The organism is Clostridium estertheticum, assembly GCF_018861295.1.
GTDB lineage: Bacteria > Bacillota > Clostridia > Clostridiales > Clostridiaceae > Clostridium_AD > Clostridium_AD estertheticum_D.
The window spans coordinates 47,741-69,072 of record NZ_JAHLDM010000011.1 but is presented as its reverse complement, the minus strand read 5'-3'; the positions used below and the strand labels follow the sequence as shown (position 1 = coordinate 69,072).

The 21,332-nt window shown below is 30.0% G+C and carries 21 protein-coding genes, 5 tRNA genes and 2 other annotated features; of the genes, 24 read left to right on the top strand and 2 right to left on the bottom strand.

Features of this window, described 5'->3' with window-relative positions; all coding sequences use genetic code 11:
• Positions 1-65 precede the first annotated feature (65 nt).
• From KPL54_RS12530 to lepB, 11 genes are all read left to right on the top strand, one after another.
• On the top strand, positions 66-305 hold the full coding sequence (locus KPL54_RS12530) for a small, acid-soluble spore protein, alpha/beta type (protein WP_071614031.1): 240 nt from the start codon (positions 66-68) through the stop codon (positions 303-305).
• 104 nt (positions 306-409) lie between these two features.
• Positions 410-1,147, top strand: a complete 738-nt coding sequence (locus KPL54_RS12525; RefSeq protein WP_216106871.1) for a class I SAM-dependent DNA methyltransferase — start codon at positions 410-412, stop codon at positions 1,145-1,147.
• Positions 1,148-1,166: 19 nt separating this feature from the next.
• Positions 1,167-2,048 (top strand): Hsp33 family molecular chaperone HslO, encoded by an 882-nt coding sequence (hslO, locus tag KPL54_RS12520; protein WP_216106870.1) that lies wholly within the window; start codon positions 1,167-1,169, stop codon positions 2,046-2,048.
• Between the two features lie 268 nt (positions 2,049-2,316).
• Positions 2,317-2,392, top strand: a tRNA-Val gene (locus tag KPL54_RS12515).
• Positions 2,393-2,397: 5 nt separating this feature from the next.
• Positions 2,398-2,474: transfer RNA gene (locus KPL54_RS12510), tRNA-Asp, on the top strand.
• 31 nt (positions 2,475-2,505) lie between these two features.
• Positions 2,506-2,581: transfer RNA gene (locus KPL54_RS12505), tRNA-Phe, on the top strand.
• A 5-nt stretch (positions 2,582-2,586) separates the two neighbouring features.
• Positions 2,587-2,661 (top strand) — tRNA-Gly (locus tag KPL54_RS12500).
• Between the two features lie 23 nt (positions 2,662-2,684).
• Positions 2,685-2,759, top strand: a tRNA-Cys gene (locus tag KPL54_RS12495).
• Between the two features lie 229 nt (positions 2,760-2,988).
• Entirely contained in the window at positions 2,989-3,540 is a 552-nt protein-coding gene (locus tag KPL54_RS12490) for an RNA polymerase sigma factor (protein ID WP_152753136.1), read from the top strand.
• The gene (locus KPL54_RS12485; protein ID WP_216106869.1) at positions 3,524-3,763 is read left to right on the top strand and encodes a hypothetical protein; all 240 of its coding nucleotides are present in this window, start codon (positions 3,524-3,526) and stop codon (positions 3,761-3,763) included. The genes KPL54_RS12490 and KPL54_RS12485 overlap by 17 nt, the downstream gene beginning before the upstream one ends.
• Before the next feature lie 22 nt (positions 3,764-3,785).
• Positions 3,786-4,325, top strand: a complete 540-nt coding sequence (gene lepB / locus KPL54_RS12480; protein ID WP_216106868.1) for a signal peptidase I — start codon at positions 3,786-3,788, stop codon at positions 4,323-4,325.
• An 84-nt stretch (positions 4,326-4,409) separates the two neighbouring features.
• Here lepB and KPL54_RS12475 read toward each other — a convergent pair whose 3' ends face one another.
• Entirely contained in the window at positions 4,410-5,105 is a 696-nt protein-coding gene (locus KPL54_RS12475) for a DUF6873 family GME fold protein (RefSeq protein ID WP_216106867.1), read from the bottom strand.
• Positions 5,106-5,254: 149 nt separating this feature from the next.
• Here KPL54_RS12475 and ytxC point away from each other — a divergent pair, with 149 nt between their 5' ends.
• The 13 genes from ytxC to KPL54_RS12410 all read left to right on the top strand — a co-directional run bounded on the left by ytxC (position 5,255) and on the right by KPL54_RS12410 (position 20,812).
• A complete protein-coding gene (gene ytxC / locus KPL54_RS12470; RefSeq protein ID WP_216106866.1) occupies positions 5,255-6,154 on the top strand; it encodes a putative sporulation protein YtxC in 900 nt (299 codons plus the stop codon).
• Between the two features lie 185 nt (positions 6,155-6,339).
• Positions 6,340-6,451 (top strand) — a sequence feature (ribosomal protein L20 leader region).
• A gap of 36 nt (positions 6,452-6,487) precedes the next feature.
• On the top strand, positions 6,488-7,015 hold the full coding sequence (gene infC, locus KPL54_RS12465) for a translation initiation factor IF-3 (RefSeq protein ID WP_216106865.1): 528 nt from the start codon (positions 6,488-6,490) through the stop codon (positions 7,013-7,015).
• A 19-nt stretch (positions 7,016-7,034) separates the two neighbouring features.
• Positions 7,035-7,232 (top strand): 50S ribosomal protein L35, encoded by a 198-nt coding sequence (gene rpmI / locus KPL54_RS12460; protein WP_071614022.1) that lies wholly within the window; start codon positions 7,035-7,037, stop codon positions 7,230-7,232.
• 26 nt (positions 7,233-7,258) lie between these two features.
• Positions 7,259-7,618: a 50S ribosomal protein L20 gene (gene rplT / locus KPL54_RS12455; protein ID WP_071614021.1), complete on the top strand. Its 360-nt coding sequence runs from the start codon at positions 7,259-7,261 to the stop codon at positions 7,616-7,618.
• 139 nt (positions 7,619-7,757) lie between these two features.
• Entirely contained in the window at positions 7,758-9,122 is a 1,365-nt protein-coding gene (locus tag KPL54_RS12450) for a TrkH family potassium uptake protein (RefSeq protein WP_216106864.1), read from the top strand.
• Positions 9,123-9,133: 11 nt separating this feature from the next.
• Entirely contained in the window at positions 9,134-9,793 is a 660-nt protein-coding gene (locus KPL54_RS12445) for a potassium channel family protein (protein WP_216106863.1), read from the top strand.
• A gap of 12 nt (positions 9,794-9,805) precedes the next feature.
• Positions 9,806-10,591: a TrmH family RNA methyltransferase gene (locus KPL54_RS12440; RefSeq protein WP_216106862.1), complete on the top strand. Its 786-nt coding sequence runs from the start codon at positions 9,806-9,808 to the stop codon at positions 10,589-10,591.
• A gap of 74 nt (positions 10,592-10,665) precedes the next feature.
• Positions 10,666-10,878 (top strand) — a binding site (T-box leader).
• A gap of 69 nt (positions 10,879-10,947) precedes the next feature.
• Positions 10,948-11,967, top strand: coding sequence for a phenylalanine--tRNA ligase subunit alpha (gene pheS / locus KPL54_RS12435; protein ID WP_216106861.1), 1,020 nt, complete (start codon positions 10,948-10,950; stop codon positions 11,965-11,967).
• 89 nt (positions 11,968-12,056) lie between these two features.
• Entirely contained in the window at positions 12,057-14,435 is a 2,379-nt protein-coding gene (gene pheT, locus KPL54_RS12430) for a phenylalanine--tRNA ligase subunit beta (protein ID WP_216106860.1), read from the top strand.
• Between the two features lie 181 nt (positions 14,436-14,616).
• Positions 14,617-15,216, top strand: a complete 600-nt coding sequence (locus KPL54_RS12425) for a cell division protein ZapA (protein ID WP_216106859.1) — start codon at positions 14,617-14,619, stop codon at positions 15,214-15,216.
• Between the two features lie 190 nt (positions 15,217-15,406).
• Positions 15,407-17,353, top strand: a complete 1,947-nt coding sequence (locus tag KPL54_RS12420) for an ABC-F family ATP-binding cassette domain-containing protein (protein WP_216106858.1) — start codon at positions 15,407-15,409, stop codon at positions 17,351-17,353.
• 129 nt (positions 17,354-17,482) lie between these two features.
• Positions 17,483-19,849 (top strand): ATP-dependent DNA helicase, encoded by a 2,367-nt coding sequence (locus KPL54_RS12415; protein WP_268037438.1) that lies wholly within the window; start codon positions 17,483-17,485, stop codon positions 19,847-19,849.
• Between the two features lie 537 nt (positions 19,850-20,386).
• The gene (locus tag KPL54_RS12410; RefSeq protein ID WP_216106857.1) at positions 20,387-20,812 is read left to right on the top strand and encodes a zinc-ribbon domain-containing protein; all 426 of its coding nucleotides are present in this window, start codon (positions 20,387-20,389) and stop codon (positions 20,810-20,812) included.
• An 81-nt stretch (positions 20,813-20,893) separates the two neighbouring features.
• On the opposite strand, the gene KPL54_RS12405 is transcribed toward KPL54_RS12410, so the two are convergent.
• Complete coding sequence (locus tag KPL54_RS12405; protein WP_071614011.1) at positions 20,894-21,139, bottom strand: AbrB/MazE/SpoVT family DNA-binding domain-containing protein; 246 nt, start codon at positions 21,137-21,139, stop codon at positions 20,894-20,896.
• Positions 21,140-21,332 lie beyond the last annotated feature (193 nt).

The following is a 21,332-nucleotide window of genomic DNA, read 5'->3' as shown; positions in this document are numbered from 1 at the left end:
ATGAATAAAAAACCTCTAAATTGTAAAAAATATAATATATTACAATTACAATTGGGAGGTACATTATGGGAAAAACACCTTTAAAAAAAGTTATAAAAGCTAAATTAAAAACAAATAAAGAGTTAACTAAGAATGAAATGCTTAGAGAGACGTTAAAATATGAAATAGCAGAAGAATTAGGGTTAACTAGTAAAATACATGAATGTGGTTGGAGTGGATTAACAGCAGAAGAAACAGGTAGAATTGGAGGATTAATGACAAAAAGAAAAAAGAGTATAAATTTACCTAAAAACAAAGATTTTTAAGGGTATTTAATAAAATACTTTGGACAATATTTGGTGTATAGGGTAGTATATTATATACCAATATAGTTTTAAAGAAGAAGTTTTGGAAAAGGGGAAATGTTAATATGGACTGTTATAAAGAGTTTGCTCGCATATATGATGAATTAATCAATGCTGATATTGATTATAAAAAATGGGCAGCTAACATATTATGTATTTGCAAAGAATATGACCTAAATATGGAGAGTTATTTAGATTTAGCTTGTGGTACAGGAAATCTTACTATAGAAATTGCAAATTCATTTAAAAACATATGGGCAGTCGATTTATCTAGTGATATGTTAAGCCAAGCAGAGAAAAAAATGAGGGAAGAACTTATAAAAGCAAAATTTGTATGTCAAAATATTTGTTTACTTAATTTAAATAATAAGTTTAATCTTATAACTTGTTGTTTAGATTCTAGCAATTATATATTAGAAGAAGAAAATTTTAAAAAATATTTATTAGGAGTTTATAATTTATTACAAAATGATGGGTTATTTATTTTTGATCTTAACTCTTATTATAAGCTGACTACGGTGCTCGGCAATAATATTTATAATTACGATAGTGATGATGTAGTATATATTTGGGAAAATTATTTAGAAAATGATATAGTGGAAATGAATTTAACCTTTTTTGTTAAAGAAGGACAAGTATATAGGCGGTTTGATGAGATGCACTTAGAGAGGGCTTATAAAGAAGAATATGTGGAAAGCCTTATAAAAGAAATTGGGTTTAAAATAATTAAGAAAATGGATAGTTATGAAGATAAAGTAGTAAATGATAAAACAGAAAGAATATGTTATGTACTAAAAAAATGATTTTATGGGAGGCTAGTATATGGATAAATTAGTTAGAGCTACTGCAAAGGAAGGTCAAGTTAGAATAGTTGCAGCAATAACTACGGAATTAGTAAATGAGGGAGTGACTATGCATCAATGTGCTCCTACAGCAGCCGCGGCGTTTGGTAGAATGCTAACAGCGGGTACACTTATGGGCACACTTCTAAAGTCTGAGAAAGATAGTCTAACACTCCAAATTGATGGAGGGGGAGAAGCGAAGGGAGTAATCGTAACAGCTCATGCTGATTCAAGTGTAAAAGGGTACATAGGAAATCCTAATGTGGATTTACCTGCAAATACTCTAGGAAAACTTGATGTAGGTGGCGCAGTTGGGAAAGATGGTTATTTAAGGGTTATAAGAGACATGGGGCTAAAGGAACCATACATAGGTCAAGTACCAATACGCACAGGCGAAATTGGAGATGATTTAGCATATTACTTTACTGTTTCAGAGCAAACGCCATCTGCTGTTGGATTAGGTGTTTTAGTTGACACAGATATGAGTATTAAAGCTGCAGGAGGGTTTATAATTCAAATGATGCCTGATGCCGATGAATTTTTGGCTGATATGATAACATATAGACTTGAAGAAATCCCATCTATAACCGATTTTATAGCAAAAGGCATGAGCATTTGCGAAATTTTGGAATTTATTTTTGAAGATATGGAATTAAAAATACATGAAGAGGTTAAACCAATGTATAAATGTGATTGTTCTAGAGAAAGAGTTGAGAGGGCATTAATAAGTATAGGCAAAAAGGATTTAGAAGAAATATATAACGATGATAAAACAGAAGAACTTAAATGTCATTTTTGTAACAAAAATTATGAGTTTAATCATGAGGATATTGGGAAATTACTTAAAGAGGCTAAGTCTTAAATAATAATTATGTTTTTAAATGGTGATATAGGAAAATATATTGAAAATCGTAGATAAATGGAGAAAATTCAATTATCTACGATTTTAATTGATATAATCATAGATATAGACTATATTTGGGGTTGACAGTTCCAAGGAAATTTTATAATATAGTAAAGTAATGATCGACAAAGTAGTAAGTAGTCAAGTATATAAAACAATTAACACATAAAGTTGTTGACAAGTTTTATGAAATGATGTAGACTATAGTAGTTGCATTAATACATGTGGGAGCATAGCTCAGCTGGGAGAGCATCTGCCTTACAAGCAGAGGGTCATAGGTTCGAACCCTATTGTTCCCACCACATATGGCTCAATAGCTCAGTTGGTTAGAGTGCCGCCCTGTCACGGCGGAGGTCGAGGGTCCGAGTCCCTTTTGAGTCGCCATTAAAATTTAATAAATTTTAAAAAGCATTATGGCTAAATAGCTCAGTCGGTAGAGCAGAGGACTGAAAATCCTCGTGTCCCTGGTTCGATTCCGGGTTTAGCCACCAGTGTTGCGGAAGTAGCTCAGTGGTAGAGTGCCACCTTGCCAAGGTGGACGTCGCGAGTTCGAATCTCGTCTTCCGCTCCAATTATTTCAAAGTTTCATAATATGGCGCTATAGCCAAGCGGTAAGGTCAAGGTCTGCAAAACCTTTATTCCCCGGTTCAAATCCGGGTGGCGCCTCCAAAATATTAAAAAGTAGTCTAGATACTGATATTTCAGTAGATAGGCTACTTTTTTTATTTTATAAAAATAGAATGTGAAAGTATTGTAGATTTTTTATTATATTATTAATCTTTTTCGGGGGATTTCCTCTTTTTATGTTACTAAAGATATGAAAGGACTTGAAAATATGGTAAATTAAGAATAGTTATAGAAAATATACTTTAGCATTAAAAGTAGTTAGGTGGAAAAAATGATAAAAAATATTTTTAAAATGAATAAAGAAAATTTTAAGGAAATATATGAAAAAAATTTTAATTATGTTTATTCTTTTGTGTTTTTAAGATTAGCAGCAAACAAGGAAGCTACTGAAGACATAGTTCAAGAGATATTTATCAGTGCTATGAAAGGACTTATAAACTACAAAGCTACAAGTTCATATAAAACTTGGCTTTGTGGAATAGCAAAAAATAAAATAATGAATTATTATAGAGATAATATTAGGAAGGAGGGGCCTAATTATGCAGAAGAACTGAATTATCTAGTAGATAACCAAGATGTTGAATTTATGGTTATCAATTTGGAAACTAGAAAGGTGATTTTAGAAACCTTAAATAAATTAAAGCCTATTTATAAATATGTTCTTATTCTCAAATATATAGATGACTATAGTGTAAAAGATATTTCAAAATACTTATGCAAAACTCCAAAATCTATTGATGGCATATTACAAAGAGCGAAAATCAGTTTTAAAAAAGAATATAACATGATAGAAGGGGATGAATTATATGATAAAAGAGGATGAGATTTTTAAAAAAATGTTTAAATCGATAAATGTACAAATTGATCCACCGGAGGGAACAAAAGAAAGAATATATCATAAACTTTGTTATAATTCATATCAAGGCAGCTTTTGTTATTTATCTCGTCTTTCTTGGATTCCTGAAAAGATTTTTAAATTAGCGATTCAATTATGGATTTTGTTATACATATATATGACTGTTTTCACTCCAATTATTACAAACTAATATTTACAAGGGGGTTAAATTAATGAAGAGTTTAAAAAATATTATCAAAGACTGGCTATTACCAATACTTTCAGTAATAATTTTGGTTGTTTTAATAAATAACCTACTATTTTTTCAAGTTAAGGTTCCATCGGGATCAATGTATCCAACTATAAAGGTAGGAGATAGAATTCTTGTTACAAAAGTTTATAATAAAGCGAAATTGAAAAGTGGAGATATAATAGTTTTCAAATCTGATGAACTAAAAGAGGTAATGATAAAGAGATTAATAGGGCTTCCTGGAGACGAAGTTGTTGTAAAAGATAAAGGGCGTGTATTTATAAATGGAAGTGAAATCGCTCAGCCATATGTAGTAAATAAGGAAGATTTAGATATAAAATTTAAAGTTCCAGAAAATAAATATTTGTTTTTCGGTGATAATAGAGCGAGTTCATTGGATGCTAGAAAATGGGAAAATCCATATATAGATGGGAAGGATATAAAAGGGAAAGCACAGTTTATTACATACCCATTTAAAAGATTTGGGAAATTTGTAATCGGTAATGATGCTCTTAATCATTAGAATTATTTAATGGGATTTCACGTTTTAAGCTCTTATTTGGAGCGGTGCAGGAGAAAGTTCTTACGGATGCACTTTTATTTTTTATTAAATCCTAAAAATACTACCACGATCAACGAGCTTGCCATCTCTTAAAAACACAGGTTCTACCTTGTGTTTATTTAAAAAAGCCAATACCTCTTTTCCGTATAAATAATAATCTAAGTGACCATAAAAAGCTAAAACATTATCTTCGATAAGACCGGTTGCGCCACCGATAAAACCGTAATTAAGCCCTGGAAGAAGAATATCACCGGGAGGAATTAATAATACATCTATCTTTTCAAGGTTTAGAGCTTTGGCAATAGTAACATCACTAGTTATAATTGCATGATCATTTACAATGCAAGTAGAACATTTTGTATAACCTTGCTTTACATTTATTAATTTTTTATCTTTTGTAACCAATAAAAGATTCTCATCAGTAAAATTAATGGAGTGAACGAAAAGATTGCGTATGCTTAACGAATTTAGACATATATTATAAGGATATTTTGTTTGTAAAGCTGATTTTGATTTATAAACTTTGTAATTTTGTAAAACTAGGCTCTGTATAAAGTCACTATTCATATCTTTATGTACTACAATAGTATTTCCGCAAATGTGCAAAAGCATATCGGGGTGACCACATACAGCATCATATAAAAGATTACTCGGAGGGCAAATAAGCAAGTTATACCCTTTAGAAATTAAACATTTTTTTTCATCATTATGAATTCTAAAATCTACGATAACGTTTTTCATTATGAACTCCTATTTAATATATATTTTATTATATTTATTTTATAACACAAAGTTATTATGAATTGCAATATGTCGATAATTGTTTAATTTATTTTGCATATACATTAATATTACACACATACTACCGTAATAAGAAGGGAGTGTGCGAAATGCTTTTATTAACCGTTGTATATAATAGGAGTATGGAATACATTATTGACGAGATAAATGTGATAAAAAAATGTTTTGAGTATAAAAAAACAATTTTAGGTGTATCTGAAAGCATAGTAGAAGATATGCATTTTATTAAGTTCTTTTGTAGTGATGACAATATAAGTTATAGTAACATCAAAGCATTTAATTTGAATGTTGCAAATATGTTATATAAAATAGTAACAACCGAGTTTTGTAAAAAAGGAATAAATGATTTCCTTACTGAAACATATTTTTTTCTACAATATGATGAAATAAAACAAGTTAAACCTAGGATACAAAAAGCATTGTTTAATGAGGGGGAAATATCTGGTCCTAATATGGTATATTGTATAAATAGAAAAAATGTTATCATTGATAAAATAACAAAATGTATAGAAGAAAATAATGAAATTAATATAAGTGGATTTTTAACATTCAGGTCAAAAGAACTAAATGCGGACCTAGAGAGTATAGTTGATAAAATTGTAGAAGAATATATGGTAGAAAAAGAATATAATGAGTTTATAAAACTTCTTAAATACTTCGTTGATATTCAGGAGAGTAAGGTAGATGAAGTTAATATTCTAATTGAAAAAGATGGCAATTATTATTTAAGAGATAAAGAAGGCAATGATTTAGTGGAAAGTATGATGGATGAGTTACCGGATGTTAAATTTGATTCAATAGAAAACCAAGAAGAACTTATAATTAGCACTATGATATCTAGTGCTCCTAAGAAAGTGATTATACACTGCGTCCAGCATTGTAAAAATAAGGAGTTAATTGAAACGATAAGCAAGGTTTTTACAGATAAAGTTTATTATTGTGATACGTGTATTGAATGTGAGAAGATTAAAAATGGAGTGTTAGTATGAGGTAATTATGATATTATAGCAAAAAAGGTTGTATATGTGTGAAACAATTAAACCATATCAGTATAAACAATTAAATAATGGATAAATTATAGTTGACAATTAAACAATATTATAGTATAGTATAAATTGTTGTGAATGAAATATAAATAAATATTTTGAAATAATATTTTATATAATAGAATTATTTTAACAAGAAGAGACAGCCGTCTCTCACCTTACAGCATAGCTAGTTAGGTTGATTAGTAATTTAAATTGTTACTATTAAGGACGGCATTTATGCCGTCCTTTTTATTATTGAATAATATAAAAAATTTAAGCAAGTACACCTAGGAGGTGAAAATTATTAGTAAAAACAAAAATTTTATGATGAATGAAGAAATAAGAGATAAAGAAATAAGAGTTATTGCAGCAGATGGTTCTGCACTTGGTATTTTGGACACTAAAGATGCAATAAAGCTTGCAGAAGATAGTGACTTAGACCTTGTTATGATATCACCAACTGCAAAACCACCAGTATGCAGAATAATGGATATTGGTAAATTTGAATATGAAAAACAAAAGAAAGAAAAAGAAGCTAAAAAGAAACAAAAGGTTGTAACTCTTAAAGAAATACGATTGAGTGCAACAATACAAGACCATGATATTTCTATTAAGGCTAGCAATGCTAAAAAGTTCTTATTAGATGAAGACAAAGTAAAGATAACTGTAAGATTTAGAGGAAGAGAAATTGAAAATTCAAAAGCGGGGCATAAGATATTAAGATCTTTTGTAGAAAAAATCGGTGATGTTTATATTGTTGAAAAACCAGCGAGACAAGAGGGAAGAAATATGATAATGATTTTAGCTCCCAAAAAAGCATAACCGAGAGGAGGAATTTTACATGCCTAAAATGAAAACACATAGAGGCGCAGCAAAAAGATTTAAGAAGACAGGGTCAGGAAAATTAAAAAGAGCAAAGGCTTTTACAAGTCATATATTAACAAAAAAGAGTCCTAAAAGAAAAAGAAATCTTAGAAAAACAGCATATGTTTCAACAACTCAAATAAAAAACATGAGAAAATTATTACCATACTTATAAAAAATGGTGATTAGGAGGTATATTAAATGGCAAGAATTAAACGAGCAGTTAACTCTCGTAAAAACCATAAGAAAGTATTAAAACTCGCTAAAGGCTACTACGGTGGAAGAAGTAAGTTATTTAAAACAGCAAATGAAGCAGTAATGAGAGGTTTAAGAAACGGATATATAGGTAGAAAGAGAAAGAAAAGAGATTTTAGAACACTTTGGATAGCTAGAATAAATGCTGCTACAAGATTAAGCGATCTTTCATATTCAAGATTTATGAATGGTATGAAACTTGCAGGCATAGATATTAACAGAAAAATGCTTTCTGAAATTGCTATAAATGATCCAAAAGCTTTTGCTGAATTAGTAGAAGTTGCAAAAAAACAATTAAAACTTTAAAATTATTTATCTGAAAATGTAGCCTTATGGCTGCATTTTTTATTGTATTTTGACAAAAATATGTTAAGTGCTATAATTAATGAAATGTAATTATAAAAAATACTATTTTTGAATAATTAAAGGTGTAGAGGTGGCTAATTTGGAATTAGATTTAAAAGCTCTTAATAAGAAAAAGAAATATACTCCAGTTCAGATACTTGCATTAGGTTTTGCTATAGTAATACTTGTAGGTGCAATACTACTTAGCTTACCAATATCGTCTCAAAGTGGTGAAATTACACCGTTTATAGATTGTATATTTACTTCTACATCTGCTGTGTGTGTTACAGGTCTTGTAACTCTAGATACGGGAACATATTGGACTTATTTTGGAAAAACTGTAATAATGCTCTTAATAGAAACGGGCGGGCTTGGATTTATGTCGGTTGCAACTTTAGTTTTTTTCTTTTTTGGAAGAAGAATAACATTAAAGGAAAGGCTAGTAATGCAGGAAGCAATGAATGTAAATTCATTGCAGGGGTTAGTAAAAATGATCAAATATGTATTGATATTTACATTCTCAGTTGAAGGAGTAGGGGCAGTATTATTTGCAACACAATTTATTCCTGAATTTGGAATTGCAAAAGGGATTTATTATAGTGTATTTCATGCGGTTTCTGCATTTTGCAATGCTGGGTTTGATTTGATGGGAAATTTTAAAAGTGTTACTGCTTATGCTAATAATTCTGTAGTAATACTTACAATTTCAGCATTAATTGCAGTAGGGGGATTAGGTTTTTATGTTTGGGTAGAAATTTATAATTCTAAGGGAAACAAAAGGTTATCACTGCATTCTAAAGTAGTTATTTATTCAACAATAGTACTAATCGTCTTAGGTGCAATTCTCATGTTCATTTTTGAAATGAATAATCCGAGCACTATGAAAGGAATGTCTGTGAAGGGGAAAATTTTATCTTCAATATTTGCATCAGTATCACCTAGAACAGCTGGGTTTAATTCTATTCCATTAGATAAGATGACTAGCGCAGGAAATTTTCTAACGATAATTTTAATGTTTATCGGTGGGTCTCCTGGTTCAACGGCTGGTGGAATAAAGACGACTACTGCAATTGTGCTTTTTATGACGGTGGTATCTGTAGTTCGTGGACGTGAAGATACTGAAATATTTAAGAGACGTATAAATAAAGAAGTTGTGTACAAATCCTTAGTAATAACTGTTCTTGGCCTGGGAATTGTAATAGCAGTTACAATGGTATTATCAATTACGGAGCCATCCAATATTCCTTTTGAATATTTTTTATATGAGGCCACTTCGGCATTTGCTACAGTTGGATTAACCTTGGGATTAACTACAAAACTAACAATAGTCGGGAAGATAATAATAACGCTTACCATGTATGCTGGAAGAGTGGGACCGCTTACTATAATGCTCGCATTAGCTAAAAGAAGAAGCGGTAAATCTGGAACTATAAAATATCCGGAAGGTAAAATTTTAATTGGATAGGGGTGGAAGTAATGAATAAAAAACAGTTTATTGTTATAGGACTTGGAAGATTTGGAACATCAGTTGCTGAAACATTATATGCTTTGGGAAACGATGTTTTAGCAGTTGATTCTGATGAGGAGGTAGTTCAAAGCATTTCAGATTCAGTTACTCATTCGGTTCAAGTTGATGCAAATGATGAAAATAGTTTGAGAGCACTTGGCATTCGTAATTTTGATTGTGCAGTTATTGGTATAGGTGATAATATTCAATCTAGTATTTTAGCAACAGTATTAGCTAAAGAATTGGGAGTGAAATATGTAATTACAAAGGCAACAAATGCATTACATGCTAAAGTCTTGTATAAGATAGGTGCAGATAGAGTTGTTTTCCCAGAGCGAGATATGGGTGAACGTGTTGCTCATAATTTAGTGTCATCAAATATATTAGATTATATAGAATTATCGCCTGATTATAGTATTGCTGAAGTTGTGAGTCCGATAGAATGGCATAACAAGACACTTAGAGAATTAAATATAAGAGCTAAATATGGAATAAATGTAATGGCTATAAAAAGAAATAATGATGTTGATGTTTCTCTATCGGCCAATAATATTATTGAACCCGGAGATATTATTGTGGCTATAGGTAGCATTGAAGAATTAAATGCTTTAGAAAATTTAGTTAAATAAGGAGTACTTCGTTTGGAATATATTCAGAGTAAGGATAATTTGTTGATTAAAGATATTAGAAAATTAAAGGAAAAAAGATATAGGGTAAGTAGCAATATGTTTTTAGTCGAGGGTTTTAGATTTGTAGAAGAAGCTTTGGATTCAGAATTTGAAGTGGTACATATATTTATAAGTGCTAGAGGCGAGGCTAAATTTGAGAACTCCAGTATGAAAAATAAGCTACAGGTAAATACTAAAGTTTATGGTGTTAGTGATAGTTTATTTAAAAATATTTGCGATACAGATAATCCACAAGGGATTATTGCATCGGTTAGAAATAAACCTGTAGAAATCAAATATGACAATGGATTTTATATGTTAGCGGATAGGATTCAAGATCCAGGAAATATGGGAACTATAATTAGAACTGCCCATGCTGCAGGGGCCCTTGGAGTTATACTTACTAAGGGAACTGTGGATATTTATAATGAGAAAACATTAAGGGCTACAATGGGTTCTATTTTTAAAATACCTATTATTTATGATAATGATTTATCACTAGTTAAAAAACTTAAAAAGAATGGATTTAAACTAGTAACTAGTTCACTCGCTACTGATAAAAATTTTTATGACATAGATTTAAAAGGTAAAATTATCATATCAGTTGGAAATGAAGGAAATGGAATTAGTGATGAAGTTTATGAGATATGTGATTTGAAAATTAAAATTCCTATGCCTGGTGGTGCAGAATCATTAAATGCAGCAGTAGCATCATCGATTATGATGTATGAAGTTGTAAGACAAAAAAATATTATATAGTTATAAATTCATAGTTGAAATTTTATGTAGTTATGGTTATAATGTTTTGTATACTTTCATAAATTAGTGAAGAATAATAAACTGTGATAGAGATAGTAAATATAAAAATGTTTACAGGGATAAGAAGCCTTAGATTGAGAGCTTCGAAAATAATTTTTATATTGAAGTTCACTCTGGAGTTCTAACAGTGAAATAAAGTAACTGCTAGCGGGTAGAACCGATAAATTTATCTAAGAGGACTATTTATTAGTCAATTAGGGTGGTAACGCGGATATTCCGTCCCTTTATTGGGGATGGTTTTTTTTGTTTTATAAAAAAATATAATATATTACATAAATATGAAGGGAGTTTTCATTATGAAAGAAAAGTTGGAAATGATAAAAGCTGCAGTTTTAGAAGAATTAAAAGGAGCAGATATTAAAACAGAATTAGAAAATGTTAGAGTTAAGTATTTAGGGAAAAAGGGTGAACTTACGCAAATATTAAGGGGTATGGGTAAGCTATCAAATGAAGAAAGACCAGTCATTGGGAAACTAGCAAATCAAGTTCGCGAGGATATTGAATCAATTATAACTAAAGCCTCAGACAAATTAAAGAGAACAGAAAACGAATTAAAGCTAAAAAGTGAAGTTATAGATATATCTATGCCAGGAAAAAAACAAACAATAGGTAAAAGACATCCACTTGAGCTAACACTTGAAAAAATTAATGACATATTTTTATCTATGGGATTTGTAATAGAAGAGGGTCCTGAGGTAGAAACAGATTACTATAATTTTGAAGCATTAAATATACCTAAAAACCATCCTGCAAGAGGTGAACAAGATACTTTTTATATAAATGATAGTGTGGTTTTAAGAACTCAAACATCACCAGTACAAATAAGAACTATGGAATTGCAGAAACCACCTATAAAAATGATTTCACCAGGTAAAGTTTACAGGTCAGATGCAGCAGATGCTACTCATTCACCGATTTTTTATCAAATTGAAGGATTAGTAGTAGATAAAGGAATTACATTTGCGGATCTAAAGGGAACGCTAGAATTATTTACGCAAAAGATGTTTGGAGATAAGATGGAAACAAAGTTTAGACCACATCACTTTCCGTTTACAGAGCCTTCAGCTGAAATGGATGCTACTTGTTTTGTGTGCAAGGGTAAAGGATGCAAGGTTTGTAGTGGAAGCGGTTGGATAGAACTTTTAGGTTGTGGAATGGTTCATCCAGATGTTTTAAGAAATTGTGGAATTGACCCAGAAGTTTATAGTGGTTTTGCTTTTGGATTTGGGCTTGATAGAATTACAATGCTTAATTACGGAATAGACGATATTCGCGCACTTTATGAAAGTGATATGAAATTTCTAAAACAATTCTAAATTAATAATTATTTGGTAATTATATAGTTACAAGGGGCGAAACAATTAATACTTGTTTTGTACTAACACAGATGCTAGGAGGATATATTATGAAAGTTCCAGTTAAATGGCTTAAAGATTATGTCGATATAAATATTTCACCACAGGAGCTCGGCGACAAATTAACTTTGTCTGGTTCAAAAGTTGAGGAAGTTATTATTTCGGGTGCTGAAATTCAAAATGTTGTTACAGGAAAAATAATAGAAATTGTGAGTCATCCAGATGCTGATAAATTAGTTGTATGTCAGGTAGATATAGGACTTAGTGCACCAACACAAATTGTTACAGCAGCTACTAATATGAAAGAAAATGATATTGTACCGGTAGCACTTCATCAATCAACGCTACATGGAGGAGCGAAAATAAAGAAAGGAAAACTTCGTGGTATATTATCGAATGGTATGTTCTGCTCTGAGGAAGAACTTGGAATAGCTGTGGATGAACCAGTTGAGGGTTTAATGATACTACCAAAGGATACACCACTTGGTAAAGACATAAAAGAAGTATTAAATCTTCAAAGCGCTCTAATAGATTTTGAGATAACTTCTAATAGAGCAGATTGTCTTAGTATTATAGGAATAGCTAGAGAGACGGCAGCAACATTAGGCATAGAATATAGAAAGCCAGCTCTTGATTACAAAGCTACTGCAGGGGAGAATGTAGAGGATATCTATAAGGTAGATGTTAAGGATGAATTATGCAAAAGATATATGTTAAAGGGTATAAAAAATGTAAAAATTGAGCCATCACCACAGTGGATGCAAGAAAGACTTATAGAAGCCGAAATCAGACCTGTTAATAACATAGTAGATATTACAAACTTTGTTATGGTTGAGCTTGGTCAACCTATGCATGCATTTGACGCTAGGCAAATTACTACTAATAACATAGTTATTGAAAGAGCGAGTAATGGTGAAAAATTTACAACATTAGATGAAAAAGAAAGAGAGTTAGATGACAGTATATTAACCATAAAAGATGGAGATAGAACTATAGGACTTGCAGGTATAATGGGAGGTCTTAATTCAGAAATTAAAGAAGACACCACAAACGTAATATTTGAAGGCGCAAATTTTGATGGAGTTAATATAAGACTTGCATCGAAAAAATTATTGTTAAGAACTGATGCATCTTCAAAATTTGAAAAAGATTTAGATCCTAATATGGCTGAAATGGCAATTAATAGGGCGTGTCATTTAGTAGAAGAATTAGGTGCTGGTGAAATAATGCAGGGGTGCATAGATGTATATCCAAAAATAATTAAATCTCATACTTTAGAAGTGGATATAAATTGGATTAATACTTTCCTTGGAACAAATATATCTAAGTATGATATGAAATCATATCTCGATAGATTAGAACTTACTACTGAAATAATAGGTAATTTTCTAATTGTGCAGTCGCCTACCCATAGATCTGATATTAATATTAGAGAAGATATTGCAGAAGAAATAGCTAGAATATATGGTTACGATAATATACCATCTACATTACCTAATTGCGAAACTTCAAAAAGTGGGAAAAGTGAGAAGCAAAAGTTAGAAGATAGAGTAGTTCTTTCTTTAACTGCAAGTTCTCTTAATCAATCAATAAGTTATTCTTTCGTAAGTCCTAAAATATTTGATAAGCTTTTAGTACCAGAAGAGAGTGAATTAAGGAAAGTGGTTACTATAAAAAATCCACTAGGTGAAGATTATAGCATAATGAGAACTACAACTATAGCATCTATGATGGACTCTTTATCAAGAAATTATTCAAGAAATAATGAAGAAGTTAGGTTGTTTGAGATAGGTAAGGTTTATATACCTGACGCTGATTTAGATAAGCTTCCAGAGGAAAGAAATATATTAACAATAGGAATGTATGGAAATGTTGATTATTTGGATTTGAAGGGTGTCGTTGAAAATGTATTGGATAATTTGGGAATAAAAAATGCGTCATATAAAAGGGAAAGTGAAAATCATACTTATCATCCAGGAAAAACATCAAATTTATATGTGAAGAGAGAATTTGTAGGCGTAGTTGGAGAAATTCATCCTAGTGTTTCAGAGAACTATGATGTGTTACCAAGATGTTTTGTCGCAGAATTAAACTTGGATGTATTATATAAAAATACAGATTTAAATAATAAGTATAAATCACTTCCAAAATTTCCGGCTGTTACAAGAGATATTGCTCTTTTAGTTGATGAGGAAGTTTTAGTTCAAGACATTGAGGATGTAATTATAAAGCAAGGTGGCAATATTTTAGAAAGCGTTAAGTTATTTGATGTATATAAGGGTAAGCAGATAGCAGAGGGTAAGAAAAGTATAGCCTATGCTATAGTCTACAGAAGGGCAGATAAGACATTAACTGACGATGAGGTAAACAAGGTACACGAGAAAATACTAAGAACTTTAGAAAATAAAGTTGGTGCAGAGCTTAGATAATAGCAAATAATTAAAACTCCCTTAAAGTTAGGGGGTTTTAATTATGTAATGTATATTTATTATTAAGTATACCAAGTTATTAATTGTTTGATTTGTATGATTAATTTCAAAATATTGGTTTTATTAAAAGTTATATTGTGGTACAATGGGATTAACTAATCTGTCTAAGAGGGTGTTTTAGATGAACGTTGTAACAATAAAAATAAATGGCATTGAATATAATTTAAAAGGTGATGAAAGAGAAGAATATTTACATATGGTAGCCAGTTATGTTGATAAAAAAATAAAGAATATAATGGGAAACAATGAAAAACTTAGTACCTCTTCTGCAGCAATTTTAACGGCTTTAAATTTAGGTGATGATATGTTTAAAAGTAAGTCACTTTGCAAGGAATTATCAACTAAGGGTGAAGAATTAAATAATCATGATAAAGAATTGACAGGAAAGTTAGAAGATTTAAAAAAACAGTTAAGCCATATGGAAGATTACAATCAGGAATTACTTAATAAATGTAAAAATATAGAAAAGACTGAATATGTAAAAACCTTAGAGCAGGAAAATATAGATATGCAACAGCAATTAGAAGGTATGAAAGAGATCAACAAAATTTCTAGTGAAGAAAATAGAAGAGTTAAAACAGAAAATAAAGAAATGAAATTTAAGCTTCAGTCTTATAAGTATAAGATAATTGATTCTCAAAACAAGTTGATAGAATATCAAATTAGTTTGGCTAAACAAAAGAAAATAAACAATCCTCTTTTAGTTACACGTAAAAAATAAATTTTATTTAAGATTATGTTTAAGGTGTCGCCGAAAGGCGACTTTTTTATTGATAAGGGATTAAGAATACATAAATAATATATATCTTTGGATAGAGGAATACTTTTTAAAAAAATTTCCACTATACCTTAGCTATTTATTTAGTTATAATTAAAGCATGGTGTTATGCCATGAAAAGGATGGTACATATATGAATTTGTTAACAATAGAAGAAGTGAGTAAAAGTTATAGTGAGAGAATACTCATTGATAAAGTATCACTAGGTATAAGTGATGGAGATAAAATGGGATTAATAGGTGTTAATGGTACTGGAAAATCAACTTTTTTAAAAATAATAGCTGGTTATGAAGTTCCCGATGGGGGCAGAATTATAAAGGGCAATAGGGTAAATATAGAGTATTTATCTCAAAATCCTGAGTTTGATTCAGAAGCTACAGTACTTGAGCAGATTTTCAAGAGTGATACTGATGTTATGAAAGTCATAAGGGAATATGAGGTAGTTTTAGAAAAATTACAAGAGAATCCAGAAAGTGAATCTACTCTAAATGCATTAATGAATCTAAATGATAAAATGGATGCATGTAATGGATGGCAAGTGCAAGATGATGCTAAAATTATTTTAACGAAGCTTGGGATAACTGATTTTAAGCAGCGTATAGGTGAACTTTCAGGTGGGCAAAGAAAGAGAGTAGCTTTATGTAGTGCGCTTATTACTCCATCAGATCTATTGATCTTAGATGAGCCTACAAATCATATGGATAATAAAATAATTGATTGGTTAGAGAAGTTTTTGAACAAAAGAAAAGGTGCTCTACTTATGATTACCCATGATAGGTATTTTTTAGATAGAATAACAAATAAAATTCTTGAACTAGACAAGGGTAATTTATATAGTTACGATGGTAATTATTCTGTATATTTGGAAAAGAAAGTTGAGAGAATGGCTTTAGTGGATACACTAGAGAGAAAAAGGCAGAGTTTGTTTAAAAAGGAACTAGCGTGGATAAGACGTGGAGCAAAAGCTAGAAGCACAAAGCAAAAAGCTAGAATTGACCGTTTTGATGAACTCAAAGATGGAAAAGTAGATACTTCAAGTGACAACTTAGAACTATCTTCGGCATCTACAAGACTTGGTAAAAAGATTATGAATGTTGAACATATATATAAAGCATTTGGTGAAAAAAAATTAATTGAAGATTTTAGTCATATATTCACAAGGAGAGATAAGGTTGGAATTATAGGTCCTAATGGAATGGGAAAATCTACTCTAATGAATATTTTAAGTGGAGTACTAAAACAAGATGCAGGGCTCGTTGAATGGGGCGAAACAGTAAAAATTGGATTTTTCCATCAAGAAAATGGTGAGATGAATGAAAAACTTAGGGCAATTGAATACATAAGAGAAGGGGCAGAATACATATCTACAGGTAGTGGAGAAAAGATTACAGCATCGCAAATGCTTGAGAGATTTTTATTTGATAAAAATACGAAACATTCCTTTATTTCTAGTTTATCAGGTGGAGAAAAACGAAGGTTGTATTTATTAAGAATTCTTATGGAAGCTCCAAATGTATTATTTTTAGACGAGCCGACTAATGACTTTGATATTCAAACACTAGCAGTACTCGAAGATTATTTAGATGGATTTAATGGTGTTGTTATAACTGTATCACATGATAGATACTTTTTAGATAGAGTATCTGATAAAATATTCAGTTTTGAGGGCAATGCAAAAATAGTACAATTTGTTGGAAATTATACTGATTATCAAGAATATATACAAAAAAATCCCGAGGTGCTAGAAGGTAATGATGAGGTGAATAAAGAAGAGAAAAAAGAGCTTGATAATAAAGAAGTTGCATTGGATGATAATCAAGACATTAAAAATGATAAGCCTTTGAAGTTTACGTTTAAAGAAAAAAAAGAATTTGATGAAATAGACGGTGCAATTGAGCAGAAGGAATCAGAACTTGTAGATGTTAATAAAAAAATTAACGCTGGTAGTAGTGACTTTGAATATTTGGAAGAACTAGTGCAGCAGCAAAAAACTATTAAAGTAGAGACTGAATATTTAATGAAGCGTTGGACATATTTAAATGAATTAGTAGAAAAAATAGAAGATCAGAAAAATAGTTAAATCATTTCCTGGGGAGAGAATCTCTTGCGGAAGTGAATATTAACGACTTCAGAAGGTAAATCTCACATTAATAGAAGTGTGAGATTTACCTTCTGAAATGTCGTTAAAATAATAAAGAAGGTATAACCTGTGGATAAAAGTAGAGACATAAAAATATCTGTGCGTAACTTAGTAGAGTTTGTATTAAGAGCTGGGGATTTAGATATGCGGTTTATGGGAAGCAGCAGGGCTGTAGAGGGTACCAAAGCACATCAAAAGATTCAAAAAGAAAATAGTGAAAAGTATTCTGTACTTCTTGGAGAAGAATATTTATCAGAAGTAAGTTTAAAACATAAAACAATATACAATGATATTACTATTGTAATTGAAGGACGAGCTGATGGCGTATTAATAAAAGATGGTAAAGTCACTATAGATGAAATTAAAACAGTTACTAAAGATATAGAATTTATAAAGGAAGATTACAATAATCTTCACTGGGCTCAAGCTAAGTGTTATGCATATATATATGGGATCCAAAATGATCTTACTCTTATTAATGTTCAATTAACATATTATGAAATAAGTAGTGAGAAAACTAAGCAATTCATTAAAGCTTTTTCAATTAACAAACTCAAAGAGTTCTTTGATGAAATTATTTCTAATTATTTTATATGGGCGAATATTACAAATGAGTGGAATATGAAGCGTGACACGACTATAAAAGATTTAAAGTTTCCTTTCGATAGTTATAGGGAGGGACAAAGGGAGCTAGCAGTTTCTGTATACAAAACAATAGTAGAAGGTAAAAAAATGTTTGTGCAAGCTCCCACTGGAATAGGTAAAACTATATCTACATTGTTCCCAAGCATTAAGGCCATTGGAGAAGGGCATACATCAAAAATTTTTTACTTAACTGCAAAAACTATAACAAGACAAGTTGCAGAGGATGCATTTGATAAAATGAAAGAGCGAGGCCTTGAGTTTAAGACCATTACAATAACTGCAAAGGATAAAGTATGTTTTAGTAAGGGCAGTGCATGTAATCCAGAACAATGTAAATTTGCAAAAGGACATTTTGATAGGGTTAATGATGCTATTTTTGATATATTGAAGAATGAAAATACGTTTAGTAGAGATATAATTGAGATGTATTCGAATAAACATAATGTATGTCCTTTTGAATTTTCATTAGATTTAACAATATGGGTTGATTGTGTTATATGCGATTATAATTATGTATTTGACCCTAGGGTCTACTTAAAGAGATTCTTTACTGATAACAACGGGGATTATACTATATTGGTTGATGAAGCTCATAACCTAGTAGATAGGGCAAGAGAAATGTTTTCATCCCAAATTCATAAAAAATTACTTCTACAATTGAAAAAAGACATAAAAGGCAAAAATGATCAAATGTATAAAATATTAAGTAAGTTAAATTCTTTTATGTTAAATATGAAAAAAATGTGCAATGAAGATGGGTATTATAAACAAGAATCTGAACCCGTAGAAGTATATAATCTTCTTACAAGGCTTACTAAGATATTGGAAATATGGCTCACTAAAAATGAAAAATCTGAAATATATGATAACTTTTTAGAGTTGTATTTTAATTCACTCAGTTTTATAAGAATAGCTGAACTATACGATGATAAATATATAACTTATGTAGAAAGTACAGATGATGATGTAGTGTTAAAAATATTTTGCCTAGATCCATCTAAGCTTTTAAGAGAAGCATCCAAAAGAGGGCGATCGGTGATATATTTCTCTGCAACACTACTTCCTCTATCATATTTTAAAGAAATTTTAGGTGGACAAAGCAAGGATTACAATTTAACTCTAAATTCCCCATTTGATAAAAATAAACTTAAAGTTATGATAGCTAAGGATATTTCTACTAAATATAATAGGAGAGAAAACAGTTACCCCAAAATAGTAGAATATATATATTCTGTTATAAAGGCTAAAAAGGGAAATTATATGGTGTTTTTTCCGTCATATAAATATATGGAGGTCGTTTTTAATAGGTTTTCTAAGATATATCCAAGTGTGAAAGTTAGTATTCAAGTTAATGCAATGACTGAAGAGGCTAGGGAAGAGTTCCTTAAGAATTTTAATAGAGATGGTAAAGATAATATTCTAGGGTTTGGAGTTTTAGGTGGCATTTTCTCAGAAGGAATTGATTTAAAAGGTGACGCATTGATTGGTGTTATAATCATTGGGGTAGGGCATCCTATGATTTGCTTTGAACGGGAAATTATTAAAGATTACTTTAATAATAAAAGCAATTGTGGTTATGAATATTCTTATATGTACCCAGGTATGAATAAAGTACTACAGGCAGCAGGAAGAGTGATTAGAACAGAAGAGGATAGAGGAACTGTACTTTTAATAGATGATAGATTTCTTAATCAAAGGTATAGAAGACTATTTCCAAAAGAATGGAATAATTATCAAAAAATTAATAACAATATTCATGTAAGTGAAGAAATTTGTGATTTTTGGAAATAATACATTTTAAAATAAAAAAACTTGAGCGAATGCTCAAGTTTTTTTTATACTTAAAGTCTATCTATTAATATTTGGGGGGATAAAGAAAGGAAACCTAATTTATTTATAACAGCTACAAATACATCTACATAAAATATTTACATCCATGAATACGATAATAGTTCACTAATAGGACATAAATAGTTTCCTTTTATTATGGGGGTACTTAAGTTTTGCAATTAATGTCGAAATAAGAATTACCTTTTGTGTGTATATTACCAATATGTTTCGACTTATTTCTTGATTTAAGAATACCATGGATTACACAAAGAGTCAATAGAATTATTAAAAGTTTAATTTAAACAAATTTAAAACTAAAAACGACAAAAACATTCGACAAAATATTAGGAATATCAAATTGAAAAAAATAATTAATTGTCATCAAGTATCTTTTACAGAAAATTAATAATGATTAAAGCTTTATAGTGATAGACTATATGAGAGTGGCAATTTAGAAGCGTTATCTATTTAAAAGTATAATAAGGAGGAATAGTATAAATGTTTGTTAAATCTTCTAAAGAACTTTATGGTTGGGATAGATTTTCAAAAGTAACCTTATTGCTAGGAATATTTTTGCTTGTAACTAGGTCTTGGATTTTAGCAGCAGCACTTATTATCTATTCAATTTGGAGAAGTAGGTCAACTAACATGTCTGGAAGAAATAATGAAAAATTTGTTTATGAAAATATAGAAAGAAATCTTCATTATAAAATTAAAAATTTTAGACAAAGTTTTAAACAAAATATAAAAAATTTTAAGATTAAAATTAAAAAATATAAGCCATTAGAGCAATTTAAAGAAAAAAGAAATTATATGATAACTTATTGTCCCAAATGTAGACAGAAATTAAGAGTGCCAAAACGCAAGGGCAAAATTATTGTAACTTGCTCAAAGTGTAGTAGCGAGTTTAGGTTAAGAACATAAAAAAGATATCCTTTAGAAGGATATCTTTTTTATGTTCTTGTTTAGTAGGCTTGTACATAGTTTAGGAAAAAATATCCTAAATTATTTACCTGAACCTAATTCAGCAAGACAATCTTTACAAATGTTTTTGCCTTTATAGTTTACAACGTCTCTTGCATTTTGACAAAAAATACAAGCTGGTTCATATTTTTTAAGAATAATTTGATCACCATCTACATAGATTTCTAAAGCGTCCTTGATATCTATATCTAAAGTTCTTCTTAATTCTATAGGAATAACAATTCTTCCAAGTTCATCCACTTTTCTTACAATACCTGTTGATTTCATTTAATTTCCTCCTCGAACATCTTTCGACTTATTTATAATTAAATTGTAGCAAATAATACATAAAACGTCAATAGGTTTATGAAAATATTTAAAAAAAATAATAAAAATTAGCAATCATTTACGTATTATGCAAAAAAAATATAATGCTATGTCATTTTAAACATTATTATACTATCTTATACAACATACAAAA

Excerpts from the sequence above, each read along its gene's own strand:
- KPL54_RS12530 (WP_071614031.1), top strand. The coding sequence starts at position 66 with ATGGGAAAAACACCTTTAAAAAAAGTTATAAAAGCTAAATTAAAAACA.
- KPL54_RS12525 (WP_216106871.1), top strand. The coding sequence starts at position 410 with ATGGACTGTTATAAAGAGTTTGCTCGCATATATGATGAATTAATCAAT.
- hslO (WP_216106870.1), top strand. The coding sequence starts at position 1,167 with ATGGATAAATTAGTTAGAGCTACTGCAAAGGAAGGTCAAGTTAGAATA.
- KPL54_RS12490 (WP_152753136.1), top strand. The coding sequence starts at position 2,989 with ATGATAAAAAATATTTTTAAAATGAATAAAGAAAATTTTAAGGAAATA.
- KPL54_RS12485 (WP_216106869.1), top strand. The coding sequence starts at position 3,524 with ATGATAAAAGAGGATGAGATTTTTAAAAAAATGTTTAAATCGATAAAT.
- lepB (WP_216106868.1), top strand. The coding sequence starts at position 3,786 with ATGAAGAGTTTAAAAAATATTATCAAAGACTGGCTATTACCAATACTT.
- KPL54_RS12475 (WP_216106867.1), bottom strand. The coding sequence starts at position 5,105 with ATGAAAAACGTTATCGTAGATTTTAGAATTCATAATGATGAAAAAAAA.
- ytxC (WP_216106866.1), top strand. The coding sequence starts at position 5,255 with ATGCTTTTATTAACCGTTGTATATAATAGGAGTATGGAATACATTATT.
- rpmI (WP_071614022.1), top strand. The coding sequence starts at position 7,035 with ATGCCTAAAATGAAAACACATAGAGGCGCAGCAAAAAGATTTAAGAAG.
- rplT (WP_071614021.1), top strand. The coding sequence starts at position 7,259 with ATGGCAAGAATTAAACGAGCAGTTAACTCTCGTAAAAACCATAAGAAA.
- KPL54_RS12445 (WP_216106863.1), top strand. The coding sequence starts at position 9,134 with ATGAATAAAAAACAGTTTATTGTTATAGGACTTGGAAGATTTGGAACA.
- pheS (WP_216106861.1), top strand. The coding sequence starts at position 10,948 with ATGAAAGAAAAGTTGGAAATGATAAAAGCTGCAGTTTTAGAAGAATTA.
- pheT (WP_216106860.1), top strand. The coding sequence starts at position 12,057 with ATGAAAGTTCCAGTTAAATGGCTTAAAGATTATGTCGATATAAATATT.
- KPL54_RS12425 (WP_216106859.1), top strand. The coding sequence starts at position 14,617 with ATGAACGTTGTAACAATAAAAATAAATGGCATTGAATATAATTTAAAA.
- KPL54_RS12420 (WP_216106858.1), top strand. The coding sequence starts at position 15,407 with ATGAATTTGTTAACAATAGAAGAAGTGAGTAAAAGTTATAGTGAGAGA.
- KPL54_RS12410 (WP_216106857.1), top strand. The coding sequence starts at position 20,387 with ATGTTTGTTAAATCTTCTAAAGAACTTTATGGTTGGGATAGATTTTCA.
- KPL54_RS12405 (WP_071614011.1), bottom strand. The coding sequence starts at position 21,139 with ATGAAATCAACAGGTATTGTAAGAAAAGTGGATGAACTTGGAAGAATT.